General features: G+C 74.3%; 11 protein-coding genes. 9 read left to right on the forward strand and 2 right to left on the reverse strand.

What is annotated here, in order from left to right:
- Positions 1 to 169 precede the first annotated feature (169 nt).
- The 6 genes from ACZ58X_RS08335 to ACZ58X_RS08360 all read left to right on the forward strand — a co-directional run bounded on the left by ACZ58X_RS08335 (position 170) and on the right by ACZ58X_RS08360 (position 5718).
- The gene (locus ACZ58X_RS08335; RefSeq protein WP_470332854.1) at positions 170 to 1093 is read left to right on the forward strand and encodes an SCO1860 family LAETG-anchored protein; all 924 of its coding nucleotides are present in this window, start codon (positions 170 to 172) and stop codon (positions 1091 to 1093) included.
- Positions 1094 to 1255: 162 nt separating this feature from the next.
- Positions 1256 to 2278, forward strand: coding sequence for a glutamine synthetase (gene glnII / locus ACZ58X_RS08340; protein ID WP_470332855.1), 1023 nt, complete (start codon positions 1256 to 1258; stop codon positions 2276 to 2278).
- A gap of 264 nt (positions 2279 to 2542) precedes the next feature.
- Entirely contained in the window at positions 2543 to 3640 is a 1098-nt protein-coding gene (locus tag ACZ58X_RS08345) for an LLM class flavin-dependent oxidoreductase (protein ID WP_470332856.1), read from the forward strand.
- A gap of 172 nt (positions 3641 to 3812) precedes the next feature.
- The gene (locus ACZ58X_RS08350) at positions 3813 to 4349 is read left to right on the forward strand and encodes a hypothetical protein (RefSeq protein WP_470332857.1); all 537 of its coding nucleotides are present in this window, start codon (positions 3813 to 3815) and stop codon (positions 4347 to 4349) included.
- Complete coding sequence (locus ACZ58X_RS08355; protein ID WP_470332858.1) at positions 4346 to 4885, forward strand: hypothetical protein; 540 nt, start codon at positions 4346 to 4348, stop codon at positions 4883 to 4885. Before ACZ58X_RS08350 ends, ACZ58X_RS08355 begins: the two co-directional genes overlap by 4 nt.
- Entirely contained in the window at positions 4879 to 5718 is an 840-nt protein-coding gene (locus tag ACZ58X_RS08360) for an MOSC domain-containing protein (RefSeq protein WP_470332859.1), read from the forward strand. The genes ACZ58X_RS08355 and ACZ58X_RS08360 overlap by 7 nt, the downstream gene beginning before the upstream one ends.
- Here ACZ58X_RS08360 and cobC read toward each other — a convergent pair.
- The gene (cobC, locus tag ACZ58X_RS08365) at positions 5684 to 6835 is read right to left on the reverse strand and encodes an Rv2231c family pyridoxal phosphate-dependent protein CobC (protein ID WP_470332860.1); all 1152 of its coding nucleotides are present in this window, start codon (positions 6833 to 6835) and stop codon (positions 5684 to 5686) included. The two genes, ACZ58X_RS08360 and cobC, sit on opposite strands and share 35 nt — an antisense overlap.
- Entirely contained in the window at positions 6832 to 8202 is a 1371-nt protein-coding gene (locus ACZ58X_RS08370) for a cobalamin biosynthesis protein (RefSeq protein ID WP_470332861.1), read from the reverse strand. Before ACZ58X_RS08370 ends, cobC begins: the two co-directional genes overlap by 4 nt.
- A 274-nt stretch (positions 8203 to 8476) precedes the next feature.
- Here ACZ58X_RS08370 and ACZ58X_RS08375 point away from each other — a divergent pair, with 274 nt between their 5' ends.
- From ACZ58X_RS08375 to ACZ58X_RS08385, 3 genes are all read left to right on the forward strand, one after another.
- Positions 8477 to 9412 (forward strand): alkaline phosphatase family protein, encoded by a 936-nt coding sequence (locus tag ACZ58X_RS08375; RefSeq protein ID WP_470332862.1) that lies wholly within the window; start codon positions 8477 to 8479, stop codon positions 9410 to 9412.
- Positions 9413 to 9417: 5 nt separating this feature from the next.
- On the forward strand, positions 9418 to 10737 hold the full coding sequence (locus ACZ58X_RS08380; RefSeq protein WP_470332863.1) for an MFS transporter: 1320 nt from the start codon (positions 9418 to 9420) through the stop codon (positions 10735 to 10737).
- A 65-nt stretch (positions 10738 to 10802) separates the two neighbouring features.
- Positions 10803 to 11837: a TolB family protein gene (locus tag ACZ58X_RS08385; protein ID WP_470332864.1), complete on the forward strand. Its 1035-nt coding sequence runs from the start codon at positions 10803 to 10805 to the stop codon at positions 11835 to 11837.
- Positions 11838 to 11840: the final 3 nt, after the last annotated feature.

The raw sequence follows: 11840 nt of genomic DNA on the forward strand, positions 1-11840 counted from the left end.
TCACTCCAACGAGTGAAATGACGCTCCGTGAGGCTCATGTGACGGATCGTTTGAGAAGACTGGCGGCTCATCGTTTCACCTGTGTGGGGGTCCCGCCATGTCTTCCCGGTCGTCCCGATCCGTCCAGTCGTCCCGGCCGTCTAGCCGAATCGTTTCCGCATCCGCCGCCGTGGTGGTGAGCACACTGCTCACCGTCGGGCCCGTCCAGGCCGCCCCGGCAGCTCCGGCGGCCACTCCCTCGCCGGGCAAGGCCCGTGCGGTCACCGCCGAAGTCGCCCTGGACGTCAGCTTCCTGAACAAGGCGGTGGACGTCCCGGTGGACATCGCGCTCAACAAGGTGGAGACGCCGGAGCAGCGTGAGGGCTCCGTGCTGACCGCCAAGGTCGCGGGCGTCGACCAGGCCGCCCCGGTCGAGCTGGTCAAGGCGGACCTCGGCAGGTCCGTCACTCGGGTCGACGCCAAGGGCGCCACCGCCTCCGTCAAGCTGGTCAATGCCGACGTGCACGCCCCCGGCCTGCCCGCCACCGCGCTGCTCGGGCTGGAGGCGATGAGCGCCGAGGCCACCTGCCCGGTCGACGGGCAGCCGACCGCGAACGTGGTCGCGCCCGCCAAGCTGACCGTACTGGGCAAGCCCGTCACCGTCGGGCTGTACGGCCCGACCACGGTGGACGTGCCGCTGGTCGGCAGTGTGTCGGTGGAGTTCTCCAAGAGGAGCACCACCACGACCACCGCCGCCGCCTCGGCCCTGGAGGTGCAGGTGGAGGTGAACCCGCTCAACCTGAACGTCGCCAAGGTCACCGGGAAGATCACCGTCGCCTCGGTGAGCTGCGAGAAGCCGTCCGGCCCCACCGCCACCGGCACCCCGAGCACCGCACCGACGTCCGCGCCCGCCGCCCAGCCGGTCGCGGACACCACCGCCTCGCGCACCGCCGTGCCGCAGGCCGCGGTGGAGAAGCCCGAGCGGCTCGCCACCACCGGCGGCAGCAGCGCCACCGGCCCGCTGGCCGCCGGGGCCGCCGCCCTGGTCGCGGGCGGTGCGGCCGCGCTGTGGGCCACCCGGCGCCGCCGGGCCGCGCACGCCCGTCGCGGCTGAGCACCCGCAGCGGTGCGGGGTGCCACGCCCGGCACTCCCGCACCGTGACCGTGCCGATGCGGACGGTTGGTTCACATGCGCGTTACACGAGAGGAACAACCGGGAAACGGCGACTTGCGACGCTACGCGGGCATCCACCACCCAGCAATCGAGGGACACGCCGTGGCAATCAAGGCCGAGTACATCTGGATCGACGGCACCAAGCCGACCGCGAAGCTCCGTTCCAAGACTCGCGTCCTGCCCAACGCCGACAAGATCCCGACCTGGGGCTTCGACGGTTCCTCGACCAACCAGGCCGAGGGCCACGCCTCGGACCGCGTGCTGGACCCGGTGAAGGTCGTCAAGGACCCGATCCGCGGTGGTGACAACATCCTCGTCCTCTGCGAGGTCCTGGAGACGGACGGTACCCCGCACGAGTCCAACACCCGCGCCCTGCTGCGCGAGGTCGAGGAGAAGTACACCGTGCAGGAGTCGATCTTCGGCATCGAGCAGGAGTACACCTTCTTCAAGGGCTCCCGCCCGCTGGGCTTCCCCGAGGGCGGCTTCCCGGCCCCGCAGGGCGGCTACTACTGCGGCGTCGGCGCCGAGGAGGTCTTCGGCCGCGAGATCGTCGAGCTGCACCTGGACCGCTGCATCGACGCCGGCCTGGCGATCTGCGGCATCAACGCCGAGGTCATGCCCGGCCAGTGGGAGTTCCAGATCGGCCCGGTCGACGCCCTGACCGTCTCGGACGACCTGTGGATCGCCCGCTACCTGCTCTACCGCACCGCCGAGGAGTTCGGCATCGACGCCACCCTGGACGCCAAGCCGGCCCGGGGCGACTGGAACGGCGCGGGCGCCCACACCAACTTCTCCACCAAGGCGATGCGCGAGGGCTACGACGCCATCATCACCGCCTGCGAGTCGCTCGGTACGTCGCAGGAGAAGGTGCTGGAGCACGTCACCCAGTACGGCGCCGACATCGAGTCCCGCCTGACCGGCAAGCACGAGACCGCCCCGTGGAACGTCTACAGCTACGGCGTCTCCAACCGCGGCGCGTCGGTCCGCATCCCGTGGCAGGTCGAGGTGGAGCAGAAGGGCTACATCGAGGACCGTCGCCCGAACGCCAACGTCGACCCGTACGTCGTCACCCGCCTGCTGATCAACACCTGCTGCGCGGCCCTGGAGAAGGCCGGCCAGGTCTGATCCCCGCCTGACGCACGCAACGTCCGCAGGCCCTTCCCCACCCCGGGGAAGGGCCTGCGGGCTTTGCCCTGCCCGGTGTTCGCCGGGTCGGGCATAATCGAGCGCATGACCGCTCCCCGCCCCCGCTTCCTCGTGCGCCGGCTGCACGTGGACCTGGCGCGGGTGTGGGCGGCCGGCTGTCGTCGTCGGTGAGTTCTCAGCAGCAGGACCGAAGCAGGACCGACCGACCCCAGACCGCACCGGCCGCAGGAGTGTGTCCGTTCCATGGCTCTGACCTTCCACTGGTTCCTCCCCACCAACGGCGACAGCCGGCAGATCGTCGGCGGCGGGCACGGCTCGACGCCCGGGACGGCCGGCTCCGACCGGCCGCCGAGCATCGGCTACCTTGGCCAGATCGCCCGCGGCGCCGAGCAGTTGGGCTTCGAAGGAGCGCTCACGCCGACCGGCGCCTGGTGCGAGGACGCCTGGCTGACCACCGCGATGCTGACCCAGGTGACCGAGCGGTTGAAGTACCTGGTGGCGTTCCGGCCCGGGCAGATCAGCCCCACGCTGGCGGCGCAGATGGCCGCGACCTACCAACGGCAGTCCGGCGGGCGGCTGTTGCTCAACGTGGTGACCGGCGGCGAGTCCGCCGAGCAGCGGGCCTACGGGGACTTCCTGGACAAGGACGCCCGCTACGCCCGCACCGGGGAGTTCCTGGACATCACCCGGCGGCTCTGGGCGGGGGAGACCGTCGACCACGACGGCCCCCACCTGCGGGTCGAGCGGGCGCGGTTGACCCGGCTGCCCGATCCGGTGCCGCCGGTGTACTTCGGCGGCTCCTCCCCGGCGGCCGGCGAGGTCGCCGCCCGCTCCGCCGACGTCTACCTGACCTGGGGCGAACCGCCCGCCCAGGTACGGGACAAGATCGGATGGATCCGTGAGCTGGCTGCCGCCCGGGGCAGGACGGTGCGGTTCGGGATCCGCCTGCACGTGATCACCCGGGACAGCTCCGCGCAGGCCTGGGCGGAGACCGAGCGGCTGCTCGCCGGCATGGACCCGCGGCGGGTCCGGGAGACCCAGCGGGCCCTCGCCGAGAGCGAGTCGGAGGGGCAGCGGCGGATGCTCGCGCTGCACGGCGGCTCGGCGGAGCGGCTGGAGGTGCACCCGGGGCTGTGGGCCGGGATCGGGCTGCTCCGCGGCGGGGCGGGCACCGCGCTGGTGGGCAGTCACCGGGAGGTCGCCGACCTGATCACCGAGTACCACGAGCTCGGGATCGAGGAGTTCGTGCTGTCGGGCATGCCGCACCTGGAGGAGGCCTACTGGTTCGGCGAGGGGGTCCTGCCGCTGCTGGCGGCCCGCGGGCTGTGGCGCCGGCCGTGAACCGTCGCGGGCCGTGGCGTCGGCCGTCAGCGGCTGCGGGCCGTGGCGCCGGCCGTGGCGCCGGCCGTGGTGTCAGCGGTGGTGCCAGCGGTGACCGGCCGTGAGCGGCCGCACCGGTCGGCATCGGGCAAATCACTGGTCAATCCCGGTCGGCCGCCGGAGAATTCACGGCATGACTCGACAGCCGCTGCTCCTCCTCGACGTGGACGGACCCCTCAACCCCTACGCCGCGCCGAGGCTGCGGCGGCCGGACGGCTATCGGACGCACGAGCTGATGCCCACCTGGTGGGCCGAGCGGCAGACCCGGCGCGCCGCCGACGGCGAGGCGAAGCCGCTGCGGGTCTGGCTGAACCCGGCGCACGGGGCCGAGCTGCTGTCGCTGCCGTACGAGTTGGTGTGGGCGACCACCTGGATGGACGAGGCGAACGCCCTGATCGGCCCGCGCCTCGGACTGCCCGAACTCCCTTACGTCCGCTGGACGGAGCTGTTCGGCGAGGACCCGGAGGGGCTGCACTGGAAGACCAGGGACGTGGTGGCCTGGGCGGCCGGTCGGCCGTTCGTCTGGGTCGACGACGAGCTCGGCCCGCAGGACGCCGAGTGGATCGCGGCGCACCACCCCGGCCCGGCGCTCACCCTGCACGTCAACCCCCGGGTCGGCATGCTCGCCGGCGACTTCGCGGCCCTGCGGGACTGGGCGGCCGCCGCATGACCGGGTCGCCGTTGCTCCTGATCGACGTGGACGGTCCGCTCAACCCCTACGCCGCACCGGACTCCCGCTGCCCCGAGGGCTACGACACCCACCGGCTGCTGCCCGAGTCCTGGGTCGCCCGGCACGCGCCGCGGCCGCGGGAGCAGGTCGAGCCGCTGCGGGTGTGGCTGAACCCGGCGCACGGGCCGGAACTGCGTTCGCTGCCGTACGAGTTGGTGTGGGCGACCACCTGGATGGACGAGGCGAACACCTTCATCGGCCCGCGCCTCGGACTGCCCGAACTCCCCTACGTCCGCTGGACCAACCTGTTCGGCGAGGACCCGGACGGGCTGCACTGGAAAACCAGGGACGTGGTGGCCTGGGCGGCCGGTCGGCCGTTCGTCTGGCTGGACGACGAGCTCGGCCCGCAGGACATCGAGTGGATCGCGGCGCACCACCCGGCCGAGGCGCTGCCGCTCTGGGTCGACCCCCGGGCGGGGCTGCGGGAGCTGCACTTCGCGGCGCTGCGGGAGTGGGCGGAGGACGCGGCGTGCTGACCGGCGGGCCCGTGGGTGACCTGGTCGGCCGGGTCGAGCGGCTGCGGCGCTACCCGGTCAAGTCGCTGCTGGGGGAGGACGTCCCGGCGGCCGAGGTGTCCACGAGGGGGCTGGCCGGGGACCGGGCGCGCGCCCTGCTCGACCTGGAGACCGGACGGGTGGCCAGCGCCAAGAACCCCCACCGGTGGGCCGGACTGCTCGACTACTCGGCGACGGCCACGGCGGACGGCCGGGTGGCCGTGACCGGCCCGGACGGACGCGCCGCGGGGGAGGCGGAGCTGTCCGAGGCCTTCGGCCGCAAGCTGGCCCTGATCACCGAGCGCCCGCTCGGCGCCGAGGTCGAGCGGGCCGTGCCGGAGGAGGTGCTGGCGCGCGGGATCGAGGCGGAAGTCCCGGTGACCGTCAACGAGTTGGGGCGGGCCGCGCCGGACGGCGGGTTCTTCGACTTCGCCCCGCTGCACCTGATCACCAGCTCCACCCTGCTCGCCCTCGGCGTCGAGGCGGAGCGCTACCGGCCGAACCTGGTGCTCCGCACCGAGGGCGAGGGCTTCGTCGAGAACGCCTGGGTGGGGCGGGAGTTGACGGTCGGGTCGAGCCTGCGGCTGCGGATCGTGGCACCCACCCCGCGCTGCGCCGTCCCCACCCTGCGGCACGGCCCGCTGCCCCGCCGGACGGAGGCGCTGCGGGGCCCGGCCGAACGCAACCGGCTGGTCCCGCTGGCGGGCATGCCGGCGCTGCCCTGCGCGGGGGTGTACGCCCAGGTGCTGGCGCCGGGGCTCATCCGCGCCGGCGACCCGGTCAGGCTGGACGGAGCGCCGTCTCCAGGGCGTTGAGGAAGCGGTCGGTGGTCCCCTCGTCCCGGACGGCGATCCGCAGCCAGTCCTCGCCCAGGCCGGGGAAGGTGTCCCCGCGCCGGACGGCGAAGCCGAGCTCGCGCAGTCGCGCCCGGACCGCCGCCGCGCCCGGCAGCCGGACCAGGACGAAGGAGGCGGCCGGCTCGCCGTGCAGCCGTACGGTCGGGAAGGCGGCCAGCCCCTTCACCAAGTAGTCGCGCCACAGGGTGAGTTCGGCGGCCGCCCGGTCCGCCTCGGCGAGTGCCGGCGGGCCGCTGCAGACCTCGGCGGCGGCCAGCGCCGGGGTGGAGACCGGCCAGAGCGGCTGGGCGGCGCCGAGGGCGGCGATCAGCGGCGCCGGTCCGAGGGCGTAGCCGATCCGCAGTCCGGCCAGGCCCCAGGTCTTGGTGAGGCTGCGCAGGACGACGACCCGGCCGGGGAGGTCCCGGACGGCGGCGAGGGACTCGCTCTCCCCGGGCACGGTGTCCATGAACGCCTCGTCCACGACCAGGGTGCGCCCGGGGCGGGCGAGCGCGGCGACGGCCTCGGCGGGGTGCAGGACGGAGGTCGGGTTGGTCGGGTTGCCGAGGACGACCAGGTCCGCCTGCTCGGGGACGGCGCCCAGTCGGAACCCGTCCTCGGGGGAGAGCAGCACCCGGTGCACCCGGTGCCCGGCGTCCCGCAGTGCGGCCTCCGGCTCGGTGAACTGGGGGTGCACCACGATGATGTGACGTGGCGTCAGAACACGGGCGAGCAGTACGAAGGCCTCCGCGGCCCCCGAGGTGAGCAGTACCTCCTCGACCGGGCGCCCGTGCCGGGCGGCCACCGCCGTGCGGGCGGCGCCCTGGTCGGGGTAGGCGGCGAGGGTGCCGAGGGTGGCGGCCAGGTGCTCGCGCAGCCAGGCCGGCGGCGTGCCGGTGCGGACGTTGACCGCGAGGTCGACCAAGCCGCTGCCGTCGGCGCGCACCTCGGCGTCGCCGTGGTGGCGCAGGTCGGGCTCGGTGCCGGTTCGGTCGGTGCCGGTCCGGTCGGTGCTGGTTCGGTCGGTGCTGGTCCGGTCGGTGCCGGTTCGGTCGGTGCTGGTCGGGTCGGTGGCGGTCCGCTCGGTGCCGGTCATGCGGGGATCCCGTCCGTGTCGGCGGGGAGGCCGGGCACCCGCAGCAGCTCGTACGCCCCGGGCGGCACGGTGAGCCCGGCGCCGTCGCCCAGGGCGACCAGGGCGACGGCGTGCCCGTGCGCGGCGAGGGTGACCGCCGCCCCGGCCGGGTCGACCACCCGGCCGGCCCGGTCGGTCGCCACCCCGGCCCGGTCCGGCACCGCGCCGCGGGTGCTCCGCACCGTCCCGGGCTCCGGCAGCACGACCCGTCGGGTCCCCGGCCGGAGCAGGGCGGCCACCGCCTCGACGGCCTCCGGTCGGCCCACCACCACCGAGGCGCGGCGCAGTTCGGTCAGCGCCCGGGGTACCAGCAGGTCGTGGGCGCCCGGCCCGAGGCCGACCAGCGCCAGCCGGCCGCGCACCGCGGCCCGGGCGATCGCCACCGTGGCCGTGGCCGACTTCCGCTTGGGGACGACGAGTTCGCCGCCACCGGAGCCGGCCAGCGCCGCCGCCTCGGCGACGCTGGCGGTGCCGACGGCCGTACCGACCGTCTCGGAGGGGTTCGGCACGGTGAGCCGGGCCAGCTCCTCGGCCGGGTGCTCCTCCACCGGCACGCTCAGGTAGCGCGCGGCCCAGCGCACCGCCGGGTGGTCGGCCTTGCCGGTCACGGTGGCGATCCGGGCGATCGCCGAGCGCAGGTGGCCGGTCTCCTTGAGCACGTCCATCAGCAGCCGCATGGCCTCGGTCGGTTCGGTGCCGCTGCCCGCGCCGATGCCGACCACCAGGGTGCGCGGGACGACCAGGAGGTCGTCGCCGTCCGGGTCCTCGCGGTCGGTGACCCGCAGGACGGGGGCGTCCTCGGGCGCGTCCGGCCGCACGTTCGGGGGCAGTGCGGGCAGCGGGTACGCCACCTCGGTGACCAGTCGGACCGGCCGGCCGTCGGCCGCCGCCTCCGCGGCCTTGCCGGCGCCGGCCCGGCGGTACCGGACGGCGTGCGGGGTGAGCACGTCGAGCGGGTTCCCGGGGCCGGGCGGCGGGCCGGTGAGCACCGGGGTCACGCCGAGGGCGCCCGCCACCTCCTCGGCCAGCCCCACCGCGGAGTCCGTGTGGGTCAGCGGGATCACCCAGCGCCGGCCCGGGTCCACGCAGAGCACCTCGGCGCCGCGCGGGACGTCGACGCGGGGGTCGGTCAGCAGCCCGACGACGGCGGCGAGCGATCCGACGGCGACCACCTGGCGGTGGCGGTCGAGCGCGGACTGCATCGCCTCCGGCCCTTGGAAGCAGTTACCGTGCGAGGCCCGGTAGGCGCGGGAGCTCTCCGGCCAGAGCTCCTGAAGTTCGTCGGTCAGCGGGCGGCCCGGCCCGTAGATGGCGACCAGTCCGATCACGTACCGCACTCCTTGCCGTCCCCGGCCCGGTGCTCGCGGGCCCCCGTGATCCCACCACGGGCGGTGGAGGGGGGTCAATCGCGGCGGGTGTGACCTCGGCCGTGGTTTCCAGGACCTGCCCTGCACGGTGTGGTCCGGCGTCCGGTTGCTCCGTACCGGGACCGCCTCGCAGCTGTTCGCCTGTTCTTCATTTCTCTTGTGCGGTACACGACACGCCGCGATCCTACTGTTCTCGGCGCTCCCGCCCCGGAAGCCCCGACCCCCGGAGGACCCCATGGCCTTCGCACGACTCCGCACCCCCGGCACCCCCACCGCCGGCCCGCGCCCCGCCCGCCGCCGCGGGCTCCGCCCGATCACCGCCCTCGCCACCGGCCTCGGTCTGGTCGCCGGCTCGCTCGGCCTGTGGGCCGCGGGCGGCAACGCGGCCGCCGACACCGCCGCCGCCCTGCCCTCGCCCGACCACGTCGTCGTCGTGATGATGGAGAACCACGCCTACTCGCAGGTGATCGGCAGCTCCAGCGCGCCGTACGTCAACAACACCCTGGTGGCCGGCGGCGCCAAGCTGACCCAGTCCTACGCGCTCACCCACCCCAGCCAGCCCAACTACTACATGCTGTTCTCCGGCAGCGCCCAGAGCGTCACGGACGACAGCTGCGTGGACGTCGGCGCGCTGCAGCAGCCCAACCTCGCCTCCGAGCTGCTCGCCGCCAACCAGACCTGGGCCAGCTACAACGAGGGCCTGCCCTCGGTCGGCGCCACCGACTGCCGGGTCGACAACTACGCCCAGAAGCACAACCCGTGGTTCGGCTTCGGCAACGTGCCCACCTCCAGCGCCTACGGCATGGACGCCTTCCCGACCGACTTCACCACCCTGCCGAAGGTCTCCTTCGTCATCCCGGACCTCTGCGACGACATGCACGACTGTTCGGTCGGCACCGGCGACACCTGGCTGCAGAACAACCTCGACGCCTACGCCCAGTGGGCCAAGAGCAACAACAGCCTGCTGGTGGTGACCTTCGACGAGGACAACCGGCTCGCCGGCAACCGCATCCCGACCCTCGTCTACGGCGCCCACGTCGCCCCCGGCAGCTCCACCGCCACCCGGTACAACCACTACGACGTGCTGCACACCCTGGAGGACCTGGCCGGCGTCAACGCCCACGCCGGCAACTCCGCCGGGGCCTCCGACATCACCGGCATCTGGAACTGACGCCCGTGTACGTCGCGGACTCCCGCAGCTCGAAGGCCCCCGTCGCACCGGCCACCGGCCAGGTGCGGCGGGGCGCCGCCCTGCGCTCGGTGCCGGGGGCGGTCCTCGCCCTCGGCGCGGTCAGCATGGTCACCGACGTCTCCTCCGAGATGGTCAACGCCGTGCTGCCGCTCTACCTGCTCACCGGACTCGGCCTCTCCCCGCTCGGCTTCGGCCTGCTCGACGGCATCCAGAACGGGTTCAGCGCCCTGGTCCGGCTGGTCGGCGGCCACCTCGCCGACCGCCGCGGCCGCGACGGGGCCGCCCGGCACAAGACCGTCGCGGCCGTCGGCTACGGGCTCTCCGCGGTGTGCCGGCCGCTGCTGCTGTTCGTCCACACCGTGCCGCTGATCGGCGCCGTCATCGCCGTCGACCGCACCGGCAAGGGCCTGCGCACCGCCCCCCGGGACGCGATGATCTCGCTGGCCACCGAACCCGCCCACCGTGGCCGGGCGTTCGGTGTGCACCGGGCGATGGACACCGCGGGCGCCCTGCTCGGCCCGCTCACCGCCTTCCTGGTGCTGCGGCTGGCCGGCGGCCCGGTGCTCGCCGACGGCGGCGAACGGCACGGCTACGACGCCGTGTTCACGGTCAGCGCCTGCGTCGCGGCGCTCGGCGTGCTGATCCTGCTGCTGTTCGTGCCGAACCGGCAGAGCGGCGAGGCGCCGTCGACCGCCACCCCCTCGCTGCGCAGCAGCCTCACCCTGCTGCGCCTGCCCGGACTGCGGCGGCTCACCCTGTGCGCCGTCCTGCTCGGGCTCACCACGGTCAGCGACTCCTTCCTCTACCTGCTGATCCAGCGCCGGCTCGGCCTGTCCGTCAGCCTGTTCCCGCTGCTGCCGCTCGGCACCGCGGCCGCCTTCCTGCTGCTCGCCGTCCCGCTCGGCGCGCTTGCGGACCGGATCGGGCGCCGCCGCCTCTTCCTGCTCGGCCACGGGGTCCTGCTGCTCGGGTACGGGCTGCTGCTCTCGCCGCTGCGCGGTCTGCCCGCCGTGCTCTGCGTACTGCTGCTGCACGGCTCCTTCTACGCGGCCACCGACGGGGTGCTCGCCGCCGCCGCGGCCGACGCCGTCCCCGCCGAACAGCGCGGCGCCGGGCTCGCCCTGGTCGGCACCGGGCAGGCGCTGGCCCGGTTCGCCTGCTCGCTGCTGTTCGGCGCGCTGTGGAGCGCGGTGGGCGGCCCGACCGCACTCGCCTGGTCCGCGGGCGCCCTGGCGCTGTGCGTGGCCGGCGCGGCGGCGGTGCTGCGCCGCGCGGAACCCGTCGCCGTGGAGGAGAGCCCGTGAAGCCCGTGCAGGAGAGTCAGTGAACCCGGTGGAGGAGAGTCCGTGAACCCCGTGGAGGAGAGCCCGTGAGCCCGCAGAACAACCGCAGCCGGGTGCTCGTGCTGCTGATCGCCGTCCTGGTGCTCGGCGCGGTCGGCACCGGCGCCGTCCTCTACGCCGCCGACCGCAGCTCCGAGCGGGACCGCGCCCAGGCCGGCGGACCGGCCGTCGAACCCGGCCCGGTCTCCCTCCAAGTGCCCTCCAGCGGGCGCCAGTTGCTGTTCCGCAACATGGCCTGGGGGCCGCACCGGGACGAGATCACCAGCGTCCCCGCCGACCACCCCGACGGCCCGCGCACCGCCTCCGGCACCCAGTGCCTGCGCTTCCACGCCGCCGCCGGCACCGGCATCTGCCTCCAGGCCCAGCACGGCGCGCTCGACGACACCTACCGCGCCGTCGTCCTCGACGACCACCTGCACGAGCGGCGCTCCTTCCCCGCCGCCGGCATCCCCACCCGCTCCCGGGTCTCGCCGTCCGGGCACCTCGCCGCCTGGACCGTCTTCGTCAGCGGCGACTCCTACGCGGGCACGAACTTCTCCACCCGCACCTCGATCGTCGACGTGCGGGACTGGAACCTGCGGGAGAACCTGGAGGACTTCGCCGTCGTCAAGGACGGCCACCCGTACCAGGCGCACGACGTCAACATCTGGGGCGTCACCTTCGCCGACGACAACACCTTCTACGCCACCCTCGCCACCTCCGGGCAGACCCACCTCGTCCGCGGCGACCTCGCCGCCCGCACCCTCACCACCCTGCACGACAACGTCGAGTGCCCCTCGCTCTCCCCGGACGGCACCCGCATCGCGTACAAGAAGCGCGTCCCCGGCCTGTCGCCCGACGCCCCCTGGCGGCTGTACGTCCTCGACCTCGCGACCGGCACCGAGACCGCCACCGCCGAGCAGCGCAACATCGACGACCAGGCGCTCTGGTCCGACGCCGGGACGCTGCTGTACGCCCTGCCCGGCGACTACGGCGCCGACCTGTGGGCCGTCCCGGCCGACGGATCCGGCGCCCCGAGGCTGGTCACCAAGGCCGCCGTCGCCCCCGCCTACCTGGGCTGAGGA

It is taken from the genome of Kitasatospora sp. NPDC040550, assembly GCF_055594965.1.